This window comes from Mycobacterium farcinogenes (genome assembly GCF_019739075.1).
Taxonomy (GTDB): Bacteria; Actinomycetota; Actinomycetes; order Mycobacteriales; family Mycobacteriaceae; genus Mycobacterium; species Mycobacterium senegalense.
On record NZ_CP081673.1, the window covers coordinates 2747953 to 2773188 of the forward strand.

Consider the following 25236-nt stretch of genomic DNA (forward strand, 5'->3'; position numbering starts at 1 on the left):
TGTGCCTTTCGAGGTTTCGGGGAAGGGTCAGTTGAGGCGGCGCTGCGGCTGGTCGCCGTACCAGTCGACGTGGTCGGCCGCGGTGCGCACGACGATCGTCTTGACCCAGGAGAAATCCTCGAATGATTCTGTGCCGGCATCTTTTCCGGAGCCGGACTCCTTGATGCCGCCCCAGGGAAGCGACGGTTCGAGTCGGTGGTGGTCGTTGACCCACACCATGCCCGCGTTGATCTGGGCTGCCACGCGGTGTGCCCGACTGACGTCGGTGGTCCACAGGCCGGCACCGAGGCCGTAGGCGTTGTCGTTGGCCATGCGCACTGCGTCGCACTCGTCATCGAACGGGATGACCACCGCCACTGGGCCGAAGATCTCTTCACGTGCGACGGTCATGGTCATGGTGGCGTCGGAAAGCACGGTGGGAGACAGGAAGAATCCGTGGTCGAACGGGCTTGGCAGAGCAGGGGACCGGCCTCCGGCCTTGAGGGTGGCGCCCTCGTCGAGCCCCGTCTGGACCAGGGCCGCGACCTTGTCCCGCTGGCGGGCACTGATGAGTGGTCCCATCTGGGTGCCGGGCAACGCCGGATCGCCGAGCCGAATTGCCTGCGCGCGGGCGGCGAGCGCGCCGACGAATTCGTCGTAGATGCCGCGCTGCACCAGGAACCGGGAACCGGCCACGCACGATTGGCCGGCCGCTACGAATGCTGCGAATGCCGCTCCCTCTGCGGCGACGGCGGGGTCGACATCATCGAACAGCAGCACCGGCGTCTTGCCGCCGAGTTCTGCTGTGATGCGGGCGAACCGCGACGCCGTCGCGACCGCCGCGGAGCGGCCTGCCTCGGTGCCACCGGTGAGGGTGATCTTGGCGATGTCGGGGTGGTGGGTCAGGCGCTCGCCGGCCGCGCGGGCACCTGTGACGACGTTCAGCACGCCGTCGGGCAACCCCGCCTCGGTGATGATGTCGGCGAGGGCCAGGGTGGTCAGCGGGGTCAGCTCAGACGGCTTGACCACCACGGTGTTTCCGTTGGCCAGTGCGGCGGACAGGCTGCGCGCCAGGATGAGCATCGGATGGTTGAACGGCGTGATGATGCCACACACACCGAGCGGAAGCCGCTGCTGGTAGGAGAGGTAGGGGCCATCTCCCGGAAGCACGGCCTGGCGCTGAGCCGCCAGCAGTCCGGCGTTGTACCGGAACCATTCCGGTACCCGGGACAACTGTGCCCGGGTTTCGGTGATCGGCCGGCCATTGTTGCGGGTTTCGAGGGTGTACAGAGTCTCACTGGCGTTCTCGATGGCATCGGCGATGCGCAGCAGGAGTTTCGCGCGCTCGCTGCGGGCCATGCTCGGCCACGGCCCGACCTCGAATGCCCTGCGCGCGGCGGAAACCGCGGTGTCCACTTCGCGCTCGCCCTGTTCTGGAAGCGTGGCGATGACCTCGCCGGTGGCGGGGTTGAGGATGTCGCGAAATTGGCCGGGCTGAACGGCCGAAGTCGGCGCGGTGGATGTGCTCTCCGGTGAGACGTGGGTCATGGGACATGAGTGTCGTCACACCGTGGCAGCCCTTCAATGTTTCACCGAACATACTTCGTCGCTATTTATGTCTCAGCTGACACTCGTTCCTGCGGCACACTGATCACGTGGCTCTCTCGACGGACAGTGAACGGCCCGGTGCGGAACTGGTGACATGGTTGGCAGCACTGCGGACCCTCAGCGCTCAAGCCAATGCCGACAGCGATCTACGGGAGGTGCTATGCCTGGTTGCCGACACAGCGCGGACACTGCTGGGTTTCGACTTCTGCGGCGTCCTCATCCCTGACGCGAGTCATGACCGGCTGGTGGTGCAGGGCTGGAGCGGCTTGTCGGAAGAGTATGTCCAGCGGGTCAATTCCGACCGTCCGATCCGGCTCGGCAGCGGATCGCCCTCGAGCCAGGCATTCCACCGTGGCGAACCTGTGTCCATTCGAGACGTGCGAGACGAACCGGAGTTCGCGCTCTGGGCCGGCGTCGCACAAGAACAGGGGTACCGCGCCATCGTCGCCGTACCGCTGGTGGCCGGCACTGACGTGTTGGGGACCCTCAACGGCTACTACGCCTCGGTACACACGTTCACCCGGTACGAGATCGAGCGGCTGATCTTGTTGGCGAACCATGCCGCGATCGCGGTCACTTCTGCGCGCCGTCTCGATGAGCTGCGCACGCTCACGAGCTCGTTGCGTGAGCAACGCGACGCACTCGCGCGATCAGAGCAGATCCACGAGCGGCTGTTGACCGTCACGTTGCGTTCCGGCGGGATCAGCGGAATCGCTGCCGCGCTGAGCGATCTCATCAGCCGGCCGATTCTGATCGATGACGGGCGTCAAACTGAGCTGGCCCGCGCCGGCGAGGGCGTCGAATTCCCTACTGCCGCAGTGCGTGCGTCAGTGGCCGAAATGATGTCGCCGGAGGCCGCGGCGACCGTCGAGGCGGTCGCCGATGACGACGGCGGCCCCAGTGGGTGGCTGGTGGCCGGCGTGCGGTTGGGTAGTGAGGTGGCCGCGCGGATCTGGTTCCCGGGCGACTTTGAAACGCTTGACCCACTTCAGGTTCGGGCCGTCGAACACGCGTCCATCGTGGTGTCGGTCGAGCTGTTGCGCGAGCAGACGGCGGCCGAGGTGGAACGGCGGCTTCGCGGGGAGTTGCTGACCGATGTCTTGTCCAGTAGCGGGTCCCCGTCCGATCCATTGCTGACCCGTGCCCTCCGGTTGGGCCACGACCTGAGCGTGCCTCATGGTGCCATCGTGGCAACAGTGGCGGGGCCCACCGACGCTGCCACCCGCCTGGCCTGGCAACGAGCGTTGGCGGCGGTGACGGCGTTGGCCTCGTCCTACCGGCCGAAGCCGCTGGTGGCGATGCACGGCGGCATACTGGTGACGCTGTGGCCGGAGTCGGCTGACACCAGCGAACCGCCCGGCGTCATGGTCCAGCGAGCGATAGCCCAAGTCTCACGGGAGATCACGGCCACAGCGGCAGTGTCTGCTTCAAACGGTGCCGACGTCGGCGAGGCCTACCGTATAGCCAAGGGAGCGTTGGACATCGCGCTGCGAGGCGGCCGAGCCGGCACCACGGTCACTCTCGACGATCTGGGTATCGTCGGGCTACTGCTCCAGCTAAACGATCGGGCCAAACTCACGGCATTCGCCGCTCGCACGCTCAAGCCCCTCATCGACTATGACGCGAACCATCGCACTGAGTTGATGACGACATTGCGGAGTTATTTCGCAAACAGACTGGACCGCAACGCGACCGCCGAGTCGCTGGTGATCCATGCCAACACCGTCGCGCAACGGCTACGACGCATCGAGCAGTTGTGCCAGGCAAGCCTGGCCGATCCGGCGACCACCATGGAGTTTTCGTCTGCGCTGATGGTGCACGACCTCGCCGTCGGTGGCACCTGACGAAAGTTGTCGGCGTCAGTTCGGGCCCGCGCCGATCTCCTTCAGGGCCGCGACGGCCTCGGGGGTGTAGGCGATCGACGAGTCGAGAGCGGCCGCGGTCCGCAAGGCTGTGGCCAATGTCGTGGCGGCGAGTTCGGCCAGGGTGTCGACGTCCACATCGCGATGGGTGATGCGGTCGATCATCATCTCGTCGAGGAATCCGATCCAGCCGTGCATGGCGGTGCGCAGGGTGGGCGCGATGGGTTCGGCGACACCGAGTGCCGACAGTATTCGTTGGGCTCCCAGCCATCGGAGGCGCTCGACCGCTGACTGATGTTCGGAATCGGCACCCAATGCGCCGCGAAGCAGTGCGACGAAACTGTCGGAGTACGAATCGATGTGGGTGATATGAGCGCGCAGGGCGTGGCGCAGTTGATCCACCAGCGAGGCACCCGGGGGCGCGGGCGCTGCCTGCGCGGCCGCGATCTCCTCCGCGATCTCGTTCATCACCGCCAGATACAGGCCGCGCTTGTTATCGAAGTGGTGGGCGATCAACCCGTACGCCACGCCGGCATTCTTCGCGATATCCGATGTGGTGACCTGGTCGTAGGGACGGGTCGCGAAGAGTTTTCTGGCCGCGTCGATGATGAGCTGCCGACGGTCGGTTGACCGCGTTTGCGCGTTCATCGAGTTGGCCCGGACAGTGCGCCGCGAGTATCCACCCGGCGACCGCCTAGCGCGGCGACCATCCGACCGAGAGCCGGAACCTCAAGGGGAAGAAGGGAATAGCGCGGGTATACGGTACGTTTCGAGCCGTTCTCGAGCGCTCGGACGATCGCGGCCGCGGTGTCGCCGGGTGCCACCGGAGGAAATGTTTTGGGCGGCGCGGACTTCCACGGCAGCTCATCGATGTCGCGCAGCGCGGTGTCGGTGGCGCCGGGCACCACTTCCAGCACTCGGATGTTGGTTCCCGCCAGTTCATGGCGTAGCGATTTGGTCGCTTGGGCGAGGGCGGCTTTGGAGGCGGAGTAGTAACCGAGCAGGGGGAGCGGCACTGCCTGAACGGTAGAGGTGACGTTGACGATCACGCCGGAACCGGCCGCCAACATGGCCGGCACCAGTGCCGAGGTCAGCGCCAGCGGTGACCAGACATTGACCTCGAAGACGGCGCGGGCTGCCGCGGAGTCAGCTACGACCGATTGGGCTCCGGTCAGGTTGGTGCCGGCATTGTTGATCACCACGTCCACCGTGCCGAGCGCTTCGAGCGCCTGGCGGCCTAGCAGTGCGGCGGTTCCCGGTACCGCCAGATCCACGGGGAGCACGGTAGGACGCGGTGCTCCCGTGCCCGATATCTCGCCCGCAAGATCATCGAGCAGCTCCTCGCGGCGTGCCGCCAGCGCCAGTGTCGCGCCGCGTCGAGACAACGCCAGCGCCAATTCGCGCCCGATCCCGCTCGAGGCGCCGGTGACCACTGCCTTCTTGCCGGCGAGGTCGATTCCACGGTGTCGCATGCCTGGCTCCGCTCAGCCCTCAGGGTGTCAGCCCACCGTGCCAGATTGACTGATAATCAGTCAAGCCCCCGTGCTGGTGTCCGGACCGGCGGCCGATCAAGATGGACGGGTGCACAACGGCTCGCAGCAACCTGACAACGGCGCCGGGAGCGCCTCATGAACACCGGCGCTGAAGTGGTGGTGAACCGTCTGCTCGCAGAAGGCGTCGACGTGTGCTTCGCCAACCCGGGCACGTCGGAAATGCATTTCGTCGCGGCGCTGGATGCCGCTCCGGCCATGCGCCCGGTGCTGTGCCTGTTCGAGGGCGTCGCCACCGGAGCCGCCGACGGGTACGCCCGCATCGCCGGGACGCCCGCGGCGACCCTGCTGCACCTCGGCCCCGGAATGGCCAACGGTCTGGCGAACCTGCACAACGCACGGCGTGCGTTCACCCCGGTGGTCAATGTCGTCGGCGATCATGCGACCTATCACCAGCCGCTCGACGCGCCGTTGGAATCCGACATCGACGCGCTCGGGCGCTGGACGCACGGCTCGGTGCACCGACCCGCATCGGCGGCGGACCTCGATGCGGCCGTCCATGCCGCGGTGCAAAGCGCGACCGCTGCGCCGGGCCGCGTCGCCACGGTGATCCTGCCCGCCGACTACTCTTGGGGCAGCACGCCGCAGAACCCGTTGCAGGACAACGTCATCGCCGAGCAGTCGGAATCCGGCAGCGATCTGGACATCGCCGGTGCCGCAAATCTGTTGCGTGCCCAGAAAGAGGGCGCGGTGTTGCTGCTGGGCGGTGCTGCCACCCACGCCGACGGTCTGAGGGCGGCAGCGCGCATCGGGGCGGCGACCGGGGCTCGCGTCTTGGTGGAGACCTTTCCCGCCCGGCTGGCCCGCGGACAGGGGGTCCCGGCCATCGACCGGCTCGGTTACCTGGCCGAACAAGCCACCCAACAGCTCTCGGGCACAACGCATCTGATACTGGTCGGGGCGAAGTCCCCGGTATCGTTTTTCGCCTACCCGGGCAAGCCCAGTGTGCTGGTGCACGAGGGTGCTGAGGTTCGTGCGCTCAATATCGACGATTTGGCCGGTCTTGCCGATGAATTGGGCGGCGCACTGCCCGACGCACCACCACCGGCACCCGCCGAATTGCCGACGGGCCAGCTCAACCCGCTGAACCTCGCCCAGGTGATCGCGGCGCTGTTGCCCGAGAACGCGATCATCTCCGACGAGGCCAACACCAGCGGCGTGTTCCTACCGGCCGCCACTGCGTCGGCTCCGCGACACGACGTCCTCACCCTGACCGGTGGCGCGATCGGGCAGGGCCTTCCGGTGGCCGTGGGCGCGGCGATCGCCGCACCGGACCGGCCGGTCATCGCTCTGCAGTCCGACGGCAGTGCGGCGTACACCATTTCGGCCCTGTGGACCATGGCCCGAGAGCACCTTGACGTCACCGTGGTGATCCTGAACAACCATGCCTACGCCATCTTGCAGCTCGAGTTGTTGCGAGTGGGCACCCAGGCCAACGGCGAGCGGTCGCGCTCACTGTTGGACCTGAGCCGTCCCGACATCGACTTCGCTTCGATCGCACAAGGATTTGGTGTCCCGGCCACCCGGGCAACCAACGCGGAGGAACTCGCCGACCAGTTCCGTACCGCACTGGCCGAGCCGGGACCACATCTGATCGACGCTGCGCTGCCGGCCTGGTCGCCGGGATGACCGGGAACGGTTGATCACCGGCTGGGTCGACGCTTCTCCAGCACGACCGCCGCGATCGGGATGCGCATCTCCTCGGGGTCGGCGGCCAGTCTCTCCGCGATGGACGTGTGCAGCCGGTCGTAGAACACCGACAATCGCTCGGGCGGACCGGTGATGGCGGCGCCCAGATCGGCGAATGCGGTGAACCAGAGGAAATCAGCCCAGCGAGTGCCGAAAGCCGTTGCGTCCCTGTCGCTGCGATAGGCGGCGAAGATCCGGTCCTCCGCGTCGACCAACTCCACGTGCTGGATCTCCAGCCGCTCGAACCGGCCCGACGGGGCGAACGGTGCGGCGAAGTCCGCGGCGTGGCGCCCGGTGATCGGCAACGACATCTGGGTCGCCTCGTCGGTGGTCACCACGTCGCTGGCGATCAACTCGGTCAACGCACCGACGACGGCGCGGAACAACGGCTGGTAGCCCACGTCACCGCCTTCGTCCAGAGCGGTCGTCAACACCACCAGACGGCCGCCTGGGTACAGTTCGCGACCGCGAAACGCGATGAACTCGTGCCAATCGTGGGCGGCTTGCCTGGCATAGGCCGCCCGCACCCGCTCGTCGTTGCTGTAGGCGGCAACGACATGGTCGGCGACCGGCATGGGCGCCTTGCTGAGTCGTGCCACTGCCCACGCTGACCACCCGAGATGCACGCTGTTCGACGGCAGGATCTGGCTGTAGAACGACCGGCCGATCGCCGAACTGAAGGTGGCCGGGTCCCGGTGCCGATACGACTGTGGATCCTCTTCCAGGATGCGGAACATTGTGGAGAAGTCATTGTCGGCAACATCGGTGTGCGTCACCAGGATCGAGTGCTCGGGCCGGGTGCGGCTGCGCACGGCCGCGATTGCGGCGTTGAGCGGCTGCATCGAGTTGTGCGCGGTGCCCGCACCGTAATCGGCGATGACCACCGGCAGCGGGGGTGCAGGGATCGGCACGGTATGCGCCGCCAGTTCAAGAAGCTTGATCGCCGAACTCATTCCGGCGACGTGCGGGCGGGGTATGGTTCGGCGCGGCCCGGGCATGGCTAGGTTCGCCGCCGTCGGCGGAGCAGCAGTCCGATCAGTGTGCCCATGACGAAGATGATGACCAAGATGAACCACATCGGCGACTCGACGGTCACCCACAGCACGTGTACACCCACCCGGTCACGGTTCTGTGCGACGAATATCGCAGCCAGGGCGACCAAGATCAGCGCCACCCAGTAGCGCAGCGCCAACCGGCGAACCGGGCCGGTGGTGGTGGGCGCGTCGGTCTCGTCTCGAGGCATACCCCGACGGTAACCGTCGGGCCAGCGGCTATGACAAACTTCGGCGATCCAGCTGGGCATCACACCGCCGCCCGGAGTGGCCGAGCCGGCCCGTGTCACACAGGCCGGCACCTACCTGCCCGGCGGGATTCCGGGGTACAGACCAGGTCAGGCGGCCTGCGTCGCCAACCCCGATCGCCGGAAGGACCCAGCGGGGACGAACCGCTCCAGCACTGCATCTGCCGGTTCCCCGGAGAAGTCGGTGATCAGCGCTCTGGCCGCAGCCTCGGAGGTGAGCGCTTCAACCCGTCGCGGATCATCGAGCAGGCCATACAGTTTCGAGGCGAAGCGGCGACTGCCCGAAGCTGCGGCGAAGAACAAGTTGCCGTAGTCGGCCAGCTCCGGATCGGACAGGAACAATCGGGTGACCAGTTGCGCGGCCCGCGCCCGACGCGCATAGAACTCCTCGAACGCGTCGCGCAGCCAGGCTTCGTCGAACGGACCGTCGTGTTCGGCTGCCTTGTGCACCAGTGCTGCGGCCTGTATCAGGCCACCTTGGGCGCCCTGGCCGGCGATCGGATCGTAGGACACCGCGGTGTCACCCAGGGCCGCCACCGGATGGCCGCTGGCAGTGCGGCCCACCCCGTCTCGGACCACCTGGGTGACCGCGCCCTTGAGCCAGGAATGCGGATCTTCCTCAAGCACCCGGACCGAACTCACCTCGGGCAGATCCCAATCGATGTAGTCGCGGTGCAGAGCAGTGACGATGTCCAGTGCGGACTGCGCGCTGTCTGCTCCGGCGAAGCGCCGTTCCCACTCGCTGCCGGGCCGCGCCCAACCCAGGAATGCCCACGTCGGGCCCGCGTCCTTGTGCAGATACCCGCCCCACCAGGCTTCGCCCTGATCGGTGACCACGGTCAAGGCGCTGTGGCGGCCGCCGGCGCCGCTACGATGCGCGAAAACTTCAGGGCCATAGGGTAATCCAGTCGTCGTCACGGTGAGCAGGCTGCGCTGGGGCCGATCGTAGGCGGACCGCGCGGTGTCGACCGGGAACAGCGAGGACAACCCCGCGCGGCCGGTCGCCACCAGCGTCAGGTCGACGTTTGCGGCAATGTGGTCCAACCGCTGTGGATCGACGGCCTCGACCACGAACCTGCCGCCCCGCTGCTGGAACAGGGTGAGCCGGTCATCGGCCTTGAGCCGGGTATCCACCGCCAGTCCGACGAAACCGTCGAAGTCGACGTCGAAGGCGATCTCCTCTGACCGGTCCGGACCCGAGCCATCCACCACGCGCACGCTTTCCCCGGTCGATGTCGGGGCGGTGGCCAGATAGGTGTTGAGACCCAGCGACTCCTCCGCGCGCTGTGCCTCGCCGAAGATCAGCGCGGTGCCGGTGGCCGGGACGTCGTCGCGCAAACTGCGCTGATCACGGTCGCTGTACAGGGTCACCGCAAACCCGTTGTCCAACAGCCCGAGAGCGGCCGTCACCCCGGTTTGTCCCGCGCCGATCACCGCTGCGGTACGCCCATCTGAACTCGTCATGGGTGTCACTATGGGTGCCCCGCCACATGCCGGTAAGGAACTGGCTCAGCGTGATCGCAACTTCTCTATCGGGGCGTGGCACCGATCATGGACATCAACGGATCGGCGGGACCGATGTCGAGAGTGCATTCGCTGGGCCGTGGATCCGGCACGAAAGCCCAGAACATCGCCCCCGCGGTTCCCATGCCGCGCATCTCGGCGATGGCCTCGCCGAGGACCTGCTTCCGCGCACCCAGCGAATCACAGGAACCGGCTTCCATGCCGATCTCGGCGACGAACAACGGCTTGCTCACCGCACGGGTTTGCGCGACGCGGCGCTGCAGGCCGTCGAATGGGTCTCCGGGCAGATAGTCCATCTGCTCGTAGTAGTGGTACTCGAGCACATCCACGCCCGGGGATGCGGCGACCATCTCGAACTCGTGTCCGGCCGACCCGCACTGTCCGCCGCCGGCGTGGCCGCTGAAGATGACTGTGCCAGGGTCCAATTCGCGGATTCGGGCGCCGGAGGTGTCCAGGAACGCACGCAGAGTTTCCGGAGCGGTGGCGTGGCAACTGCGCTTGGTCCAATGGCAGGTGTGATCCAGGCAGTAGGACGGCTCGGGTTCGCCGACCGCGGTCCAGCCGGCCAGCGACGGGGAGCCGCCCCAGCGCTTGACGGCGGTGTCCAGCCACGCGGCGAAAGTCATCGGCAGACCGTGGGACACCTCGGTGCGCCAGCCGCTCGCGTACCAGTCGAAATCCTTGAAATAGTCGTTCTCACAACCACCGTCGTCACTGGTGAGCACCGCGATAAGGAGTTGCCGGTGGCGTTCGGCTGCCCGGAACACCGCATCCAGCGAGGTGAAATCGAGCTGCCTGGTGTACTTGTTCACCGCGAAGCTGGAGTACGCGTTGAAACGCGTCAACGAATGTGGCGGCAGGCTGCCGAAGTATGAGTCGAGGTCGACCTGTGCGCCACAACCGGCATTCACAGACCAGTTGGTGGCCAGTTGGTAGGCGTTGATGCCGACCGGCCACACGGGTTTGCCATCGAGGGTCAGCGACGTTCCTGAGACACCCAGCCGCGGTATGGCTGCCTCGACGGTTGCCTGCGTGGTACTGGCGGGCAGCGGCGGCATTGGCTCAGGAGCCGACGGTGAACAGGCCGTCGCGAGCAGCAGTGCCACGCAAAGCAACACTGCGGTGCGAAATGGCCTGTCGACCACTTATTCAGGTTATCGACTCCGTTGCCGCCGCAAGTGCTTAATGTCCGCGGGCGACCCATTCGTCGTAGTGGACGATTTCGTCGCCGATGGTGGTGGTGTCGCCGTGGCCGGTGTAGACGACGGTCTCACCGGGCAGCATTCCCAGCCGCTTGGAGATGGATTCCAGGATGGTGGGGAAGTCGGAGAATGAGCGGCCGGTGGCGCCGGGGCCGCCTTGGAACAGGGTGTCGCCGGAGATCACCGCGTTCAGGTCGGGGATCGACCAGCAGACCGAGCCCGGGGAGTGTCCCGGGGTGTGTAGGGCATGAATTTCGATCCCGCCGGCGCGCAGCACCTGGCCGTCCTCGACTGTGCGGAATTCGTTGTCCGGGTGCACGACTCGCCACAGCATCTCGTCGGCTGGGTGCAGCAGTACCGGTGCGTCCAGTGCTGTGCCGAGTTCGGGGGCGACGGTGATGTGGTCGTTGTGGCCGTGGGTGCAGACGACCGCGACGACGTTGCGGCCGCCGACGGCCTCGACGATGGGGGCGGCGGTGTGGGCGGCGTCGAACACCACCACGTCGTTGTCGTCACCGACGATCCAGATGTTGTTGTCGACGTCCCAGGAGCCGCCGTCGAGTTCGAATTTCCCGGAGGTCACCACCCGCTGGATGTTGCTGCTCATTTCAGCACCACCACCGAGCGCAGCACCTCACCGGCGTGCATCTTGTGGAAGGCGTCTTCGATGGCGTCCAGGCCGATGCGCTCGGAGACGAACTTCTCCAACGGCAGCCGGCCCTGCAGGTAGAGCGAGATCAGGGTGGGGAAGTCACGCTCGGGCAGGCAATCGCCGTACCAGGAGGACTTCAACGATCCACCGCGGGAGAAGAAGTCGACCAACGGCATCTCCAGAGTCATGTCCGGCGTAGGCACACCGACCAGCACCACGGTGCCGGCCAGATCCCGTGCATAGAACGCCTGCTTCCAGGTCTCCGGCCGACCCACCGCGTCGATCACCACGTCGGCGCCGAAGCCGTCGGTCAGATCCTGAATGGTCTCCACCGCGTCGAGCTCGCGGGCGTTGATGGTGTGGGTGGCACCGAAATCGCGGGCCCAGTTCAGCTTCTTGTTGTCGGTGTCCACGGCGATGATCTTCTTGGCACCGACCAGGGCGGCACCGGCGATCGCCGCGTCGCCCACCCCGCCGCAGCCGATCACCGCCACGGTGTCGTCGCGGGTCACCGCACCGGTGTTGATCGCCGCACCGATGCCGGCCATCACACCGCAGCCCAGCAGCCCGGCCACCGCCGGGTCAGCCTCGGAATCGACCTTGGTGCACTGACCTTCGTGGACCAAGGTCTTGTCGGCGAACGCGCCGATACCCAGGGCGGGGGTCAGTTCGGTGCCGTCGGTCAGCGTCATCTTCTGGGCGGCGTTGTGGGTGTCGAAGCACAGATGCGGACGGCCACGCTTGCAGGCCCGGCACTCCCCGCACACCGCGCGCCAGTTCAGGATCACGAAGTCACCGGGCTCGACATGGGTGACACCCTCGCCGACCGCCTCGACGGTGCCCGCGGCCTCATGCCCCAGCAGGAAGGGGTACTCGTCGTTGATGCCGCCCTCGCGATACGTCAGGTCGGTATGGCACACGCCGCAGGCGATGATGTCGACCACCACCTCACCGGGCCCCGGATCGGGAATCACGATGTCGACCAATTCCACCGGCTGCTTCTTGCTCCGCGAAATCACACCACGCACTGTCTGAGGCATGCCTATAACTTAATGCAAACCGGACAGGTGTCCAATTAGAGGCCGGATCTCGTCGCCCCACGAATCTCAGCCCCGCAGCCCATCCTCGCGCTACGGTGGGTTGTGGTCGACGATCGAACCCAACTGCTGGTGGTAGCGCGTACCGCTTATCGGCGAAATGACTGGCGCACCAGCTATGAATCCTTCAGCCGTGTCGACGGAGTGCAGGCCCTCGATACCGATGATCTTTCCGTGTATGCGGCAGCGGCGTGGCGGCAGGGGCACGGCCGCGAATCCGTTCGGATCAACGAACAGGTGCACACCCGCCTGCTGCGCACCGATCCCGTGCAGGCGGCCATGAAGGCCGCCGAGATCGGCATGGCCTGGCTGGCGCGGGGGCACCTCGCGTTGGCCCGCAGTTGGGCGCAGCGTGCTCGAGAGCTGCTCGACGGTGTACCGGAGACCGCCGCGCACGGATATCTCGCCTACCTGCTCGCGGTGACGGCCTCCGATGCCGGCGATCAAAAGCAATCCGATACAGCGACGCGACAACTGGCGGCGGTCGCGGAGAACTCGGGTGATGCCGCACTGATCGCTCTGGGTCGGGCGCTGACCGGCACGGTCGCCGCCGCTGCCGGCGATCCGGCCGGGTACGAAACCCTCGATCGAGTACTTCTGCCGATGCTGGACGAGCCGGTACCTGTGGAATGGGCGGCCGATGTCTATCGGCGGGCGTTGAACCTGGCGCACCGAAGGCGAGCCGACGATCGGGTCGTGTCATGGACGGAGTCCATGCAGCGGTGGTGTGATGCCACGGAACCGGAAGCGACCCAATCGGCGTATCGCGCCGTCTGCGACGTGCATCGGCTGGCGGCAGTCGCTGACACCGACCAGGATTTGGTGCGGCGGGTGGTCGGGCTGCGCCGCCTGGTCGCCGAGGTGGATGCGGTGGCAGCCGGCATGGCCGAGGAATTGCTTTCCCGGATCGTGGGGCGCGCCCGCTAGATTTGCCCGCAATGAAAGCCGAAGTTCTCGACGTTATCGATACTTGGCCGGTTGACTCGGCGGCTGCTGCGGTGATCGGCCCGTCCGGCGTGCAGGCCTGCCGCGGCGACATCCACAAGCCGTTCTCCCTGGCGTCGGTCACCAAACCGCTCGTGGCCCGGGCCGCGCAGATTGCGATCGAAGAGGGCGCTGTCGAACTCGACACCCCGGCCGGCCCGCCCGGCTCGACGATCCGCCACCTGTTGGCGCACACGTCGGGGGTGTCGATGCGGTCGGCTGAGGTGCTTGCCCGGCCGGGTCAGCGTCGCATCTATTCGAACTACGGATTCGAACTGCTGGCCCGTGCGGTCGAGGCAGCCGCCGATATCGAGTTCGGGGCCTATCTGACCGAGGCGGTGTTCGAGCCGCTGCAAATGTCGGGTTCCGCGCTGCTGGGTGGGGCTGAGGCGGCCGGGTACGGCGGTGTGTCGACGGTCGCGGACCTGGCGGTGTTCGCCGGCGAGTTGCTGCGCCCGGCTCTGGTGTCCGAGCAACTGCATGAGCAAGCCGTGACCGTGCAGTTTCCCGGACTGGACGGGGTGTTGCCGGGGTTCGGTGTGCAGCGCCCGAACGACTGGGGCCTGGGCTTCGAGCTCCGGGACGGCAAAACCCCGCACTGGACGGGATCGGCAAACTCGCCGCGCACCTACGGTCACTTCGGCCAATCGGGCACGTTTCTGTGGGTCGATCCGGTCGCTGACCTGGCGTTAGTGGTGCTGACCGACCGTGACTTCGGGGATTGGACGTATCCGCTGTGGCCGGCAGTGTCTGATGGAGTCCTGAGAGAAAACGGGACACACTAGCGCAACACTGGCCTCACAAGGCACAATAGACACGCGCGGCACACACAACTGCATGCTCGATCGGAATCACCAGGCCGTTGGGGAAGACGTCCCTCGTGATCCGAAGGAGTAGCAAATGCGTGCGTCGAATCAGTTCGCCGACGCGGCGACGGGCGTGGTGTATGTCCACGCCTCACCCGCGGCGGTATGCCCGCATGTTGAGTGGGCGTTGTCGTCGACCCTGTCGGCGCGGGCGAACCTGAAGTGGACCCCGCAACCGGCCATGCCCGGCCAGTTGCGTGCGGTGACCAACTGGATCGGCCCCGTCGGCACCGGGGCGCAGCTTGCCAACGCGCTGCGCTCCTGGTCAGTGCTGCGCTTCGAGGTGACCGAGGACCCCAGCGCGGGTGTCGACGGGCACCGCTGGTGCCATACTCCGCAACTGGGTCTGTGGAGCGGCGCGATGAGTGCCAACGGTGACGTGATGGTCGGGGAGATGCGGTTGCGTGCCCTGATGGCCGGCGGCGCCGACATGCTGGCAGCCGAACTCGACACCGTGCTCGGCACCGCATGGGACGAATCCTTGGAGCCCTTCCGCAACGGCGGTGACGGCGCCGAGGTGTCTTGGTTGAGCAGAGGCGTGGGGTAGCCGCTCAGCCACGCTCCCAGAGGCAGTAGCCGCTGAGCTTCGTCGTGAACATGCGATCGCTGATCTGGAAGGTCAGCGTCCGGCCCGGATCGGCGCTGAACGTCTCAGGTTCTGAGGTCTTGCCGGCGCCCTGGACGTCGACAACCGCGGCGCTGCAACGCGCCTCGGCCGTCAACGGCGTCGCCGTCCAGGTTCCGCCCCGGGCCTCCGGGTTCCGTCGTCCTTGCCCGTGCAGGATCAGCTCGGGTCCCGTGGTCAGCCAGCGGTCCGCTGAGGGATAGGGATCGCGGAACGCCTGCCACGTGCCGTCCTCACACTGCAGTAGGAGCCGATTGTTGCCGACGTGTCCGGGATCGGCCGGTGTCAGCGCTCCGGTCAGCGTTTCGGTGCAGGACGAGTTCGGTTGCGGGGCAGCGGTTTCAGATGGGCCTGAGGGCAGGGGTTCGGGATCGGCGTGGGCACACGCACTCGTGCTGAGTGCGGCGGCCACGGTGATGGCCGCCGCACTCAATGCCCGCGCTCCGGACACGCCTACACCGAGACCGTCTTCATCGACGACAGGTCGGTCTGCATCAACTGCACGTTGTAGGCACCCCAGTAGGACAGGTTGTAGTACAGGTACTGGGAGTTGTCCTCGACCACATTGCCATTGGCATCGACCTTGTTGAAGTAGTCGGTGCCCGACATCGGGTGGACCATCGGTGCGTACATGCCGGTGTTGCTGATGAGGTCATTTCTCACCAGCGTCGTGGTATCCGACCATTCACCCTGCGGCGAATCCGACACTCGCATCACGACGTTGTTGCCGCCATCGGTGTAGAGCACGACGTACTTGCCCAGATATTCGTTGTACTGCACCGACATTTCGCTGACATTGCCGCCTGTCGGCAGCCCGCCGACCCAGATGCCGTTGGCGATCTTGGTGAACAGCCCGAAGGTGAAGAAGTCCGCGACCTTGTACAGGGTCGGCAGGAGATCGGTGCTGCTGGAACCGAATACCGGAGCGGCCGCCGACGGGTCCCCGGTGACCCACTGGCCGGCGCCGCTGGAATCCTCACCCGCGAAGTACTGATAGGCGCCGAGGTCGGTGATCTTGTCCTTTTCCACGCGGGCCACATACGCCGAACCCTGCCTGCCCGAGGGCGTTCCGTACACATAGACGTACGGGTCGGTCGGATCGTCCGACATCACCAGCGCGTTCTGCTGGAAGTGCTCGTCACCGGGAACGTAGGCCGGCCCCGCACGGAACCAACCCGACGAACGGATGGTGTCGGGATCGACCTGCCAGGTCTCGCCGCCGTCGGTGGAATAGGCGATGCCCGAGTAGTTTGTGGTCCAGCTGCCCGGGTTGTCCCAGGTGCGGACCGACATCACCGTGGCGTACTGCGTGTAGGAGCCGTCCGCGTTCTCGATCGCAATCGCCGAAGTCGGAATCATCGTGTAGGTCCGGCCGAACAGTCCGTCCTGACCGGGATCGTAGATGATCTGGGTGGCGCCGGCGGGAGCGCCTCCGGTGCCGTACCACTGATGCTCCCCGTTGGGATCACCCGGATACTGCGCCCCGGCGTTGATCACCGCATCGCTGAACTGCAGACCGTTGGACAGGTCGGTGTCCACCGTGCGGAACAGCACGTTGTTGCGCCAGTCGCCGGCCATGCCCGGCTCGCTGTAGGTGTCACCGAACAACGTGTAGATGATGGGCTTGCCGTTCTCATCGGTGTAGCCGCTGTTCCACATGATGCCCAGGTCCGTACCCGCGACATACCAGTGATCGGTGTAGCCGACCCCGGTGACCCACCCCAGCTTTTTGGTGAACTCCGCCAGCGACGCCGGAACCTGGGGCTTGGGGGTCAGGTCATCGGTCTGAGTCGCGACGTTTGGGGTGGCCGCCGCCATCGGCTGGATCTCACCCTCGGCCACCACCGAGGCGGCATCGTTGGCCGAGACGACCCGCGAGGTCAGCGGATTGATCGACCGCTGGAATTCCCTTCGCGTCCAAGCCATCATGGCCCACAGAGCGGGGGACTGGGCAGGCGCCACCGGGCTGCTCCCGGCGCCGAACGGCAACACGCCGGCGACCCCCAGCAGTGCCGAGACCACCGGCGGTGCAGTGATCTTGGGTGTGGTCGGCTCAGGCATCGAGGCCGGCGCCGACGCGGTGACCGCGTCTTCCTTCACGGTGGCGGGGACGTCGAACGCCGTGGCGGGCGTGTGCAGCGTCGAGATCGCCTCGCGGCTGCGCCGGGTGATTTCGCCGGCGGTTTCTTCAAGACGAACCACCACGGTGTTGGGGCGCTGGGTGCGTTGCACATCGGGCGCGGTGGTCACGGCTTCCGGGACGATCCGTGTGCTACCGGTCTTCTCGCCGGTGTCGGCCTTCTCGGCGACATCGGTGACATCGCTGATCGCCCGCCGAACCTTGCTGCGGACCTTGGTCGTCCGGGTGCGCGGCGGGGTGGGCCCGGAGCCCAGCCGGCTCTGTGTCTGCTTGATGGCGTCACCGACGTCGTTCAAGCCGGACTCGACATCCTTGCGGATGCGTTCACCGATCTTGGACAGTGAGTGTGACGGCGTGGTGGCCGGCTTCTTGACGTCCGAAGGTTTGCTCGTAGCCTTCTTTTGTCCCGAGCCCGAGGTGCTGCCGTCGGCGCTTCCGGTGGTGGATTTGCCAGGATCGCCGGATCCGCCTTCGGCCCAGGCGATTCCGGTGCCCGAGGTCAGTGCCGTTCCGATGCCGAGAGCAACGGCTAATGCGCCGACGCGGCCGATGTATTTGGTCGATTCCATGACGCTCCGTACCAGTCCACTAACTCAAAACCCCGGCCCAGTCGAAACGTACCGTGTGCCGTTCACGGCGTTGGGCAAACACGCCGAATTGCCGGGGCGGGGCCGGAGTGCGGACTCGTGTCAGCTGACCCGATAGTGCGCTGGGTCTGGCTCGGAGAGCATCCGGGTGAGCGTCGCCCGGTCGAACGGCCAGAGATCGATGGTCCCGGCCTCGGTGAAATACCACGAATTGCACCCCGTGTTCCAGACCGTCGGACCGAGGCCCTCGGCGACCGCGGCGTTGAATTCCTCAGTGGCCTGCTCGGTGACCTCGACCTCGGAGAGCTCCCCGCTCTCGAACCGCTTGAGCCAGGCGGTGATATAGCGGGCCGTCAGTTCGGCCGAGTACTGCAGCGGGATCGACCCGGTCGGTGAGTTGGGTCCGAGCACGGTGAACAAGTTGGGGAACCCGGGGATCGCGGTCATGCGGTATGCCCGCGGTCCTTTGACCCAGGCATCGTCGAGCGTGATGCCGTCACGACCCACGATCTTCATCGGACGCATGTAGTTGTGTGCCTGAAAACCGGTGGCCAGCACCACGACATCCACGTCGTGGTGGATGCCGTCAGCCGTCCGGATACCGGTCGGGGTGAATTCCTCGATGGGTTCGACGATCAGGCTGGCGTTGCGCCGCTTGATGGCCCGGTAGTAGGTGCCCGAGACCACCTGGCGTTTGCACAGCGGTTCATAGTCGGGGGTGAGTTTCGCCCGCAGCGAGCGATCGCGGACCTGCGCCGCCAGGCTCCAGCGGGCGTATGACTGGACCAGTGTGCGTCGCCACGACGGGGTGGTGACGACATCAGCCAGGATCCCGGACGCCCATTGCAGGCGCCGGAAGAGAGCGTCATGCCAGCCCGGCCGGCGGCGCAGCATCTTGGCCAATATCGACGACTGCCGCATCGACATCGGGGCCCACAGAATCCACTGCGGTGACCTGGCGAAGTGCAGGAGAGTCTGAGCCTTCGGCTGTAAGGCCGAAACAACCTGCACACCAGTCGATCCCGTGCCGATCACGGCGATGCGCCGGCCGTCGGTGCTGATGGACGGATCCCACCGCGCGGTGTGCACGATCGGACCGGCGAAGGTTTCCATGCCCGGGATCTCCGGTATCGACGGGTGATGCAGGACGCCGGTGGCGCAGATGACGAAATCGGCTGTCAGAGTGTCACCGTCGGCGGTGGTCAGGCTCCACGATGTCGTGGAGCTGTCCCATCGTGCCTCGGTGACTTCGGTGTTGCACCGCAGATGTGCACCGAGGCCGAATCGTTCGACGACGTCGCGATGGTAGCGCTGGATGTCGTCACCGCCGGCCCAGATGTGGCTCCAGTCCGGTTTGGGAGCGAAGGAGAACTGGTAGATCTGCGACGGGACGTCACAGGTAAGTCCGGGATATCGGTTCCAGTGCCAGACACCGCCGACATCCGAACCTTTCTCCAGGACGGTGAAGTTCGTGAACCCGGCTTGTTTGAGGGTGTAGGCCGTGGCGATGCCCGCCATCCCCGCGCCGATGATGACGATGCGAGCCTCACGGTTCATCGGGCCTCCTCACTGACGGCGAGCGCCCGCCGAACCGTGGCGGGGGCGGTGCGCATCGAAGCCTCGAACGCCGACCGGCGCCGGCCACGCCGCATGAAATGTGAACCGAGCCCGACCAGATCAGCCGCGTCGGGCCGGATGACGACAACCTGCGTAGCGCGCGCCCGAACGGCGGCCACTTCGCGGTCCAACCCGACCGACATGGGCCGGCGCAGCAGGAGGTGCTCCAGTCTTCCGCCGAGTCCCGGTGCGCGCGTTCCCGGTTCGGACGCCATGGGGGTGATGACGTAGACGGTCTCGGCTTCTTCCGGTGCGATCAGATCGACCGACGCGGTCGACGCGGCGCCGCCGTCGACGAAGTGCCTGTCGTCGATCGTGACCGGGGGCATCCAGCCGGGTACGGCCCAGGATGCGCGGAGCGCTGCGCCGGCGGTAGCCGCCGGTGCGCCGGGCGCTCCGAAGGCGACACGTTGCCCGCGCTGGTAGTCGAAGGCGACCATCCGGACACCAGGATGGGGCAGCCAACCCGTGCCATCGGAAAATCCGTCGGCGAGGCGTTGCAACCAGTCGGCGTTGCCGCGGCCGACGGGGGCGATGCCGGTGGCGGCGGCCAGACCTTTTTGGCTGCCGAGCAGTCGCGGGTTGAGCAGCCGGGGCAACGGAATCGGCGGAAGGCTGGGCGGGGTGGCCGTGATGTGGCGGCGCAGGCGCTCGTCGGTTGCGGTTCCGCGCTGCATCGCCACCAGGTCGGCCACGGCGGCACCGCCGCCGAGCATCGTGACGAGCTCAGCCCCGGCCGAGGTGCCCTGTAGCACGGAGGCCTCGCGTGGATCCCATCCGGTTTCCTCGGCCAGCGCATGCAGCGCCGCCACGGTCCACGCCCCGCCGATGGTCCCACCGCAGCCGATCACCAGGGCCGTGGTCATGGCGTCACCTCGGAATCGGACTGTGAGGCATGGGAGTTCGCCTGACGCTCGATGCGCTGCTGGTACGCGGACCGGCCCTGGACGTCCAGTGCGGTCAGGGCGCGACGATCGTTGATCTTGTCCCGTACCGCACGTTGGAGTCCCTCTGGCACCAGGGCATCGACGAGCGCCCACCCGGGAGCGACCCAACCCGGGACGGACGTGCGCGCGGCGTGGGTGCCTACTGTCTTGAGGACCGCCCGGGCGACGTCCTCGGGATCCACTGTGGGCAGGCCGTTTCCGAGCTGTACGCCCGAGGCGAGTTCGGTGCGGACCGCCGACGGCAGCACGGCCGATACGGTGACCCCGGTTCCGGCGTATTCGCGACGGGCAGCCAGTGAGGCACCGAGCGCGGCGAACTTGCTGGCGTTGTAGGTCACCATGCCCGGAATCGGGATCATGCCCGCCATCGAGGCGACGTTCACCACGTGGCCGTGACCACGGGCCACCATCGACGGGACCACGGCGCGCATGCCGTTGAGCACCCCGCGCACGTTGACGTCGAGGATCAGGTCGGTGGTCGAGTCGGATTCGGCGTCGAACGCACCGAGCGGCATGACCCCGGCGTTGTTGACCAGAATGTCGATGCTGCCCGACTCCCGGACGGCCTCGGATACGAAGCGTTCCCACGACGACCGTTGCGTGACGTCGAGGTGCGCAGCGCGGCAGCGAGGGATTCCCGCGGCGGTGGTCGCGGCGACCTCGGCGTCGACGTCACCGATCCATACCGTGGCACCGCGGGCCGAGAACAGCTCGGCTGTCTTGGCGCCGATGCCGCGTGCCCCGCCGGTGACGATGACTACCGCCCCGTCCACCGACGCCTGTCGTTGAGAAAACCGCACGTCATGCCTCCCCTGGAGTCGTAAAACGACCATTCGGATACTGACGGTATCTGAATACTTTGAGTTAAATCAATACCCAAAGTCTGCTGCGAACTATCATTCAGCGCATGCCGCGGCTGACCAGGGCTCAACGCCAGGAACAGACCCGGGCCGAACTCCTGCAGGCCGCCAAACAGCGCTTCCTGACCCACGGATATGCCTCCACCAGCCTCGAAGACATCGCCGATGACGCGGGCTTCTCGAAAGGTGCGGTGTACTCGAACTTCGGTAGTAAACCCAACCTGTGCCGCGACGTTCTCGAGCTGATCCATCGTGAGAAGTTCGCCGAGATGGCCGAACTCGCGATGTCCGACGCGGAACTCAACAGTCGCGTGGATGCCTTGGGTGCCTGGCTCGAGCGCACAGCGGGCGATGTCGGCTGGACCATGCTCGAACTCGAGTTCGCGGTGCTGTCGCGGAACAACCCTGAGCTTTCCGCGATGATCACGAGCTTGCGCAACGAAGCCGCACAGATGGTCATCGACGTACTGCGGTCGATGTCGGCCGAGCTCGGCCTGAACGAAACAGAATTGGCCAATAGTGAGGTGGCGACGAGCCTGGAGGACCTCGGCAACCTCTTGCTCAGTGCCGGTATCGGTCTGGGCATCCAGCGAGCCATCGACCCGTCGGTACCTGCGCGGCCGTTTACCGACGTATTCAGCCACCTGGTGAAATTGCTTGCCGCACTGGGAACGTCGAAGTAACCCGGAGGAGTTGAGATGGCATCACCGGCCACCGCGTTGTCGACACGACGCCCGAGCCGCAGATCCCGCGCCTGCTACGGCATCGCCCGCCGAACGCTGCTGGTCCAGGTGAACAGATCGGTTGCCTACCAAGGAAATAGAGCTGTCGAAGATCGTCTTGCCGCGATCGGAAGTCGCATCAACGCTCTCGCCCGGCTCCAGCGGCTTCGTCCGCGGCGGGGGCTGCGGGTCAGCCGGATCACACTCGGTCGGGTCACCGTCGAGACCATCCGCACGGCTGAATCGGCGCACCGCCCGCTCGTCGATGGCGCCATCCTCTACCTACATGGCGGCGGGTTCTTTCTCGGCGGGTTCGACACCCACCGACACGTCGTGGTCGCCCTTGCCCGGCAGACCCAACTTCCCGTGGTGCACGTCGAGTACCGGCAGCACCCCGAGGTGAGGGTCGACGAGTCCGTCGCCGATTGTCTGCGCGCCTACCGCTGGCTGGTGGACCAGGGTGCGGACCCCGAACACACTGTCGTGGCGGGGGACTCAGCAGGTGGGTTCCTGGCATTCGCGACGGTTCTCGCCGCTCAGGAGCAGGGAATCGGTGTTCCGGCGGGCGTTATCGGGGTCAGCCCGCTGCTCGAGCTGGACTGCGCGCGCCGCTCGGCCCACGCCAACTTCGCCGAGGACCGGATGGGGATCGGGCTCGCCCTGCCGATGATCGTCGAATGCGTCGGGCCCAAGGATTCGGCCGGTCGCGACCTGTCACCGGTCAACGGCGTCCTCACCGATTTTCCGCCGAGCCTGATCATCGCGGCGGAATCGGAGGCGCTGCGATGCGATGCCGAACGCATGCATGAAGTGCTGACGGATGCGGGGCGGCAGTGCACTCTCAAGCTTTGGCCCGGTCAACTGCACGCTTTCCCGGCGTTCCTACCGTTTCTGCCGGAGAGCCGTGAGGCCCGCGACTGCATGGTCGAGTTCATTCAGGATTGTGTGGGCACCAGCAGTCGCAGCGCCGCGGGCACCGCTGACACCGTGACCGGCACCGAAAGGGCGAAATCGCCGTCGGCGTAAGCGTTGATCCCCGGGCATTCGACGTGGATCGACCTGGCGCGCTTGGTGGTCACCTCGTCGAGATCGACATGGGTGCCCTTGAAAACCGTGGGAAACAGCCGAATCAGCCTGGTGCGGGACGCCGAGGTGATCATTGTGACGTCGAGCAGCCCATCCGCGTGATCGGCGCCCGGGCAGATCAGCATTCCGCCGCCGTAGCTGCGGGTGTTCCCGAACGCCGCGAGGGTGAGTTCGGTTCGGATCTCCGGCTCGTCATCGAAGGTGAGCCGGAACGGCAGCAGCCGTAGTTTCGAGATCTCGGCGAGCATCGCGATGTTGTAGCGCATCCGGCCGTGCGGCCAGCGCATCCGGTTGGTGCGGTCGCTGACCAGCGAATCGAACCCGGCGGCCATCACGGTGCCGAACCACTTCACCGCGCCGGCGGCGTCCTCGATGCGGCCGAGATCGACCGTCTCGGTGTAGCCCTCGGCGATCACATCGGCCGCGGCCTCGGGATCTCCTGTCGGCAAGTGGTATTCACGGGCATGGTCGTTGCCGGTGCCGGCCGGAACGATGCCCAGTGGGACATCGCCGGTGGCCAGCGCCTGCAGCGCCAGGGAGATCACGCCGTCGCCGCCGACCACGACGAGCGCGTCGGTGCCGCGGTCGAGCGCTTCGTCGACCAACCGGCGGGCGTGCGCGGCATCGGTCCCGACGATCGCGCACACGTCGATACCGCGGCGCTGGAGCTGTGCGACTGCCCGCTCGGCGGCGTGCGGCGCATTGCCGTGGCCCGACATCGGATTGGTCAGGACCGTTACCCGATTCACGGAATCAACTTGCCCGGGTTGAGGATTCCGGCCGGATCCAGCGTGGCCTTGACGGCGCGCAGCACCTCGACGCCAAGATCGCCGATCTCGTCCCGCATCCACGGACGGTGATCCGCGCCGACGGCGTGGTGGTGGGTGATGGTGCCGCCAGTGCCCACCATGGCGTCGGAGGCCGCTTTTTTGGCGGCCTGCCACTGCTCGATCGGATTGCCACGCTGGGCGGCGACGACCGTGAAGTACAGCGAGGCGCCGGTGGGGTACACATGCGAAATGTGGCACATCACCAAGGCCGGCGTGCCGGATTCGGCCAGCGCGGTGGTCAGTGCCTCGGTTACCGCGACTTTCAACGCTGGCAGATTGGACCACGTGGTGGCGGTTTCCAGCGTCTCGCAGAGCGCTCCGGCGGCCAGCAGAGAATCGCGCAGATAGGGGGCGTTGAACCGGCCGTGTTCCCAGGCGCGTGCCGGGTCCTCGCCCAGTGATGTGCCGCCGTGTGCTTGCAGGACTGCGCGCGTCTCCTCGTGACGGCTCTGGGTGTGTGCCGCAGTGCCTTCGAACAAGGTGATCGCCAGGCAACCGCCGGTAATACTCCGCTCACCAATGGTTTCCGTGGTGGCGAGGTTGACGCCGGTCTCCGCCTCGTCGGACAGCCGGATCACCGTCGGGCCGGTGCCGGTCTGGGTGACGGCCCGCAGCGCCTCGGCGCCGGTGGCGAAATCGGGGAAGGACCATGCCTCGTAACGCGTGGTCTCAGGGATGGGGTGCACGCGGACCCGCACCCGGGTGATGACGCCGAACACACCCTCCGAGCCGAGTAGTAGTTGGCGCAGATCCGGGCCGGCCGCCGAGGCGGGAGCCCGGCCGAGTTCGAGTGTGCCCGCCGGGGTGACGGCGCGCAGCCCGCGCACCATGTCGTCGAAGCGTCCGTAACCGGCCGAATCCTGGCCCGAGGAGCGGGTGGCGGCGAACCCGCCGATGGTGGCGAACTGGAAGCTTTGCGGAAAGTGGCCGAGCGAAAAGCCGTGCGCCCCGAGCAGGGCCTCGGCCTGCGGGCCGGTGACTCCCGCACCGAGCTCGGCTTCGCCGGCGACCGGATCGAGGCTGTGCAGTGCGTCGAACCGGCGCAGATCCAGCGTGACGACGGCATTGAACTCGCCGCGCAGGGGATCGAGCCCACCTACCACGCTGGTACCGCCGCCGAACGGGACGACGGCGATGCGATGCTCGGCGCACATGCGGAGCACCTCGGCTATCTCGTTCTCGGTTCCGGGCAGCAGCACCGCATCGGGCGCATCTTGGATGCCGGAACCATTGCGGCGCAACAGGTCCAATGTGGACTTGCCTCCGGCGTGCAGTAGCCGCGACTCCGTGTCGGTACGGCAGTGTGGTGCGCCGACGATCGCGACCAGGGCGTCTCGATCGGCGTCGGACAGTGCCGAGGGGCGCAACTCGACCTGATCGGGCGTCGGCTCCGCCGCCGACGCGGCCTCGACACCCAGGGCCTGCTGGAGCAGGGACCGGATTCCCTCGGACAGCGGCTTGGCCGCCTGCGGGTCGCCCCAGGCATTCCACTTCATCGGAGGCAGAAAC

Annotated in this window: 23 protein-coding genes; 7 read left to right on the forward strand and 16 right to left on the reverse strand. The window is 66.6% G+C overall.

What is annotated here, in order from left to right; all coding sequences use genetic code 11:
* Window positions 1-27: 27 nt before the first annotated feature.
* Window positions 28-1527 carry an aldehyde dehydrogenase gene (locus tag K6L26_RS12985; protein WP_221853229.1) on the reverse strand — a complete coding sequence of 500 codons (1500 nt, stop codon included), beginning with the start codon at window positions 1525-1527 and terminating at the stop codon, window positions 28-30.
* 107 nt (window positions 1528-1634) lie between these two features.
* On the opposite strand from K6L26_RS12985, the gene K6L26_RS12990 reads away from it, so the two are divergent.
* Window positions 1635-3431, forward strand: a complete 1797-nt coding sequence (locus K6L26_RS12990) for a helix-turn-helix domain-containing protein (protein WP_245008727.1) — start codon at window positions 1635-1637, stop codon at window positions 3429-3431.
* A gap of 15 nt (window positions 3432-3446) precedes the next feature.
* Here K6L26_RS12990 and K6L26_RS12995 read toward each other — a convergent pair whose 3' ends face one another.
* Both K6L26_RS12995 and K6L26_RS13000 read right to left on the reverse strand, forming a co-directional pair.
* Window positions 3447-4097, reverse strand: a complete 651-nt coding sequence (locus K6L26_RS12995) for a TetR/AcrR family transcriptional regulator (protein WP_221853230.1) — start codon at window positions 4095-4097, stop codon at window positions 3447-3449.
* Window positions 4094-4921 (reverse strand): SDR family NAD(P)-dependent oxidoreductase, encoded by an 828-nt coding sequence (locus K6L26_RS13000; RefSeq protein ID WP_221853231.1) that lies wholly within the window; start codon window positions 4919-4921, stop codon window positions 4094-4096. The genes K6L26_RS12995 and K6L26_RS13000 overlap by 4 nt, the downstream gene beginning before the upstream one ends.
* Before the next feature lie 156 nt (window positions 4922-5077).
* On the opposite strand from K6L26_RS13000, the gene K6L26_RS13005 reads away from it, so the two are divergent.
* Entirely contained in the window at window positions 5078-6628 is a 1551-nt protein-coding gene (locus K6L26_RS13005; protein WP_221853232.1) for an acetolactate synthase large subunit, read from the forward strand.
* Window positions 6629-6642: 14 nt separating this feature from the next.
* On the opposite strand, the gene K6L26_RS13010 is transcribed toward K6L26_RS13005, so the two are convergent.
* The 6 genes from K6L26_RS13010 to K6L26_RS13035 all read right to left on the reverse strand — a co-directional run bounded on the left by K6L26_RS13010 (window position 6643) and on the right by K6L26_RS13035 (window position 12406).
* Window positions 6643-7641 carry a class I SAM-dependent methyltransferase gene (locus tag K6L26_RS13010; protein ID WP_081395108.1) on the reverse strand — a complete coding sequence of 333 codons (999 nt, stop codon included), beginning with the start codon at window positions 7639-7641 and terminating at the stop codon, window positions 6643-6645.
* Between the two features lie 47 nt (window positions 7642-7688).
* Window positions 7689-7931 (reverse strand): LPXTG cell wall anchor domain-containing protein, encoded by a 243-nt coding sequence (locus K6L26_RS13015; protein ID WP_076216509.1) that lies wholly within the window; start codon window positions 7929-7931, stop codon window positions 7689-7691.
* A gap of 147 nt (window positions 7932-8078) precedes the next feature.
* On the reverse strand, window positions 8079-9452 hold the full coding sequence (locus K6L26_RS13020; protein ID WP_221853233.1) for a styrene monooxygenase/indole monooxygenase family protein: 1374 nt from the start codon (window positions 9450-9452) through the stop codon (window positions 8079-8081).
* A gap of 65 nt (window positions 9453-9517) precedes the next feature.
* On the reverse strand, window positions 9518-10618 hold the full coding sequence (locus K6L26_RS13025; protein WP_245008728.1) for a beta-mannosidase: 1101 nt from the start codon (window positions 10616-10618) through the stop codon (window positions 9518-9520).
* Between the two features lie 76 nt (window positions 10619-10694).
* The gene (locus K6L26_RS13030) at window positions 10695-11321 is read right to left on the reverse strand and encodes an MBL fold metallo-hydrolase (protein WP_047039737.1); all 627 of its coding nucleotides are present in this window, start codon (window positions 11319-11321) and stop codon (window positions 10695-10697) included.
* Window positions 11318-12406, reverse strand: coding sequence for an S-(hydroxymethyl)mycothiol dehydrogenase (locus K6L26_RS13035; protein WP_036393789.1), 1089 nt, complete (start codon window positions 12404-12406; stop codon window positions 11318-11320). Before K6L26_RS13035 ends, K6L26_RS13030 begins: the two co-directional genes overlap by 4 nt.
* Window positions 12407-12508: 102 nt before the next feature.
* Here K6L26_RS13035 and K6L26_RS13040 point away from each other — a divergent pair, with 102 nt between their 5' ends.
* The 3 genes from K6L26_RS13040 to K6L26_RS13050 all read left to right on the forward strand — a co-directional run bounded on the left by K6L26_RS13040 (window position 12509) and on the right by K6L26_RS13050 (window position 14860).
* Window positions 12509-13390, forward strand: a complete 882-nt coding sequence (locus K6L26_RS13040; RefSeq protein ID WP_221853234.1) for a chemotaxis protein CheY — start codon at window positions 12509-12511, stop codon at window positions 13388-13390.
* An 11-nt stretch (window positions 13391-13401) separates the two neighbouring features.
* Window positions 13402-14232 carry a serine hydrolase domain-containing protein gene (locus K6L26_RS13045; RefSeq protein ID WP_115150615.1) on the forward strand — a complete coding sequence of 277 codons (831 nt, stop codon included), beginning with the start codon at window positions 13402-13404 and terminating at the stop codon, window positions 14230-14232.
* 115 nt (window positions 14233-14347) lie between these two features.
* On the forward strand, window positions 14348-14860 hold the full coding sequence (locus tag K6L26_RS13050; RefSeq protein ID WP_019348538.1) for a DUF3145 domain-containing protein: 513 nt from the start codon (window positions 14348-14350) through the stop codon (window positions 14858-14860).
* A 4-nt stretch (window positions 14861-14864) separates the two neighbouring features.
* Here the strand turns inward: K6L26_RS13050 and K6L26_RS13055 are convergent, their stop codons facing one another.
* From K6L26_RS13055 to K6L26_RS13075, 5 genes are all read right to left on the reverse strand, one after another.
* Window positions 14865-15389, reverse strand: a complete 525-nt coding sequence (locus K6L26_RS13055) for a hypothetical protein (RefSeq protein WP_221853235.1) — start codon at window positions 15387-15389, stop codon at window positions 14865-14867.
* 2 nt (window positions 15390-15391) lie between these two features.
* The gene (locus K6L26_RS13060) at window positions 15392-17647 is read right to left on the reverse strand and encodes a DUF4185 domain-containing protein (protein WP_221853236.1); all 2256 of its coding nucleotides are present in this window, start codon (window positions 17645-17647) and stop codon (window positions 15392-15394) included.
* A gap of 120 nt (window positions 17648-17767) precedes the next feature.
* On the reverse strand, window positions 17768-19222 hold the full coding sequence (locus tag K6L26_RS13065; RefSeq protein ID WP_221853237.1) for a flavin-containing monooxygenase: 1455 nt from the start codon (window positions 19220-19222) through the stop codon (window positions 17768-17770).
* A complete protein-coding gene (locus K6L26_RS13070; RefSeq protein ID WP_221853238.1) occupies window positions 19219-20148 on the reverse strand; it encodes a patatin-like phospholipase family protein in 930 nt (309 codons plus the stop codon). The genes K6L26_RS13065 and K6L26_RS13070 overlap by 4 nt, the downstream gene beginning before the upstream one ends.
* Window positions 20145-21029, reverse strand: coding sequence for an SDR family oxidoreductase (locus K6L26_RS13075; protein WP_234814294.1), 885 nt, complete (start codon window positions 21027-21029; stop codon window positions 20145-20147). The genes K6L26_RS13070 and K6L26_RS13075 overlap by 4 nt, the downstream gene beginning before the upstream one ends.
* A 107-nt stretch (window positions 21030-21136) precedes the next feature.
* Here K6L26_RS13075 and K6L26_RS13080 point away from each other — a divergent pair, with 107 nt between their 5' ends.
* Both K6L26_RS13080 and K6L26_RS13085 read left to right on the forward strand, forming a co-directional pair.
* Window positions 21137-21772 carry a TetR/AcrR family transcriptional regulator gene (locus K6L26_RS13080; protein ID WP_085140192.1) on the forward strand — a complete coding sequence of 212 codons (636 nt, stop codon included), beginning with the start codon at window positions 21137-21139 and terminating at the stop codon, window positions 21770-21772.
* Window positions 21773-21787: 15 nt separating this feature from the next.
* Window positions 21788-22837 (forward strand): alpha/beta hydrolase, encoded by a 1050-nt coding sequence (locus tag K6L26_RS13085; protein ID WP_085140191.1) that lies wholly within the window; start codon window positions 21788-21790, stop codon window positions 22835-22837.
* On the opposite strand, the gene K6L26_RS13090 is transcribed toward K6L26_RS13085, so the two are convergent.
* On the reverse strand, window positions 22747-23646 hold the full coding sequence (locus K6L26_RS13090; protein WP_085140190.1) for a diacylglycerol kinase: 900 nt from the start codon (window positions 23644-23646) through the stop codon (window positions 22747-22749). The two genes, K6L26_RS13085 and K6L26_RS13090, sit on opposite strands and share 91 nt — an antisense overlap.
* Window positions 23643-25223: an FAD-binding oxidoreductase gene (locus K6L26_RS13095; protein WP_221853386.1), complete on the reverse strand. Its 1581-nt coding sequence runs from the start codon at window positions 25221-25223 to the stop codon at window positions 23643-23645. The genes K6L26_RS13090 and K6L26_RS13095 overlap by 4 nt, the downstream gene beginning before the upstream one ends.
* Window positions 25224-25236: the final 13 nt, after the last annotated feature.

Bases quoted from the DNA above. Each gene is read 5' to 3' on its own strand.
- K6L26_RS12995 (WP_221853230.1), bottom strand. From the start codon at position 4,097: ATGAACGCGCAAACGCGGTCAACCGACCGTCGGCAGCTCATCATCGAC.
- K6L26_RS13010 (WP_081395108.1), bottom strand. From the start codon at position 7,641: ATGAGTTCGGCGATCAAGCTTCTTGAACTGGCGGCGCATACCGTGCCG.
- K6L26_RS13000 (WP_221853231.1), bottom strand. From the start codon at position 4,921: ATGCGACACCGTGGAATCGACCTCGCCGGCAAGAAGGCAGTGGTCACC.
- K6L26_RS13035 (WP_036393789.1), bottom strand. From the start codon at position 12,406: ATGCCTCAGACAGTGCGTGGTGTGATTTCGCGGAGCAAGAAGCAGCCG.
- K6L26_RS13070 (WP_221853238.1), bottom strand. From the start codon at position 20,148: ATGACCACGGCCCTGGTGATCGGCTGCGGTGGGACCATCGGCGGGGCG.
- K6L26_RS13005 (WP_221853232.1), top strand. From the start codon at position 5,078: ATGAACACCGGCGCTGAAGTGGTGGTGAACCGTCTGCTCGCAGAAGGC.
- K6L26_RS13080 (WP_085140192.1), top strand. From the start codon at position 21,137: ATGCCGCGGCTGACCAGGGCTCAACGCCAGGAACAGACCCGGGCCGAA.
- K6L26_RS13030 (WP_047039737.1), bottom strand. From the start codon at position 11,321: ATGAGCAGCAACATCCAGCGGGTGGTGACCTCCGGGAAATTCGAACTC.
- K6L26_RS13020 (WP_221853233.1), bottom strand. From the start codon at position 9,452: ATGACGAGTTCAGATGGGCGTACCGCAGCGGTGATCGGCGCGGGACAA.
- K6L26_RS13015 (WP_076216509.1), bottom strand. From the start codon at position 7,931: ATGCCTCGAGACGAGACCGACGCGCCCACCACCACCGGCCCGGTTCGC.
- K6L26_RS13095 (WP_221853386.1), bottom strand. From the start codon at position 25,223: ATGAAGTGGAATGCCTGGGGCGACCCGCAGGCGGCCAAGCCGCTGTCC.
- K6L26_RS13085 (WP_085140191.1), top strand. From the start codon at position 21,788: ATGGCATCACCGGCCACCGCGTTGTCGACACGACGCCCGAGCCGCAGA.
- K6L26_RS13050 (WP_019348538.1), top strand. From the start codon at position 14,348: ATGCGTGCGTCGAATCAGTTCGCCGACGCGGCGACGGGCGTGGTGTAT.
- K6L26_RS13045 (WP_115150615.1), top strand. From the start codon at position 13,402: ATGAAAGCCGAAGTTCTCGACGTTATCGATACTTGGCCGGTTGACTCG.
- K6L26_RS13065 (WP_221853237.1), bottom strand. From the start codon at position 19,222: ATGAACCGTGAGGCTCGCATCGTCATCATCGGCGCGGGGATGGCGGGC.
- K6L26_RS13060 (WP_221853236.1), bottom strand. From the start codon at position 17,647: ATGGAATCGACCAAATACATCGGCCGCGTCGGCGCATTAGCCGTTGCT.
- K6L26_RS12985 (WP_221853229.1), bottom strand. From the start codon at position 1,527: ATGACCCACGTCTCACCGGAGAGCACATCCACCGCGCCGACTTCGGCC.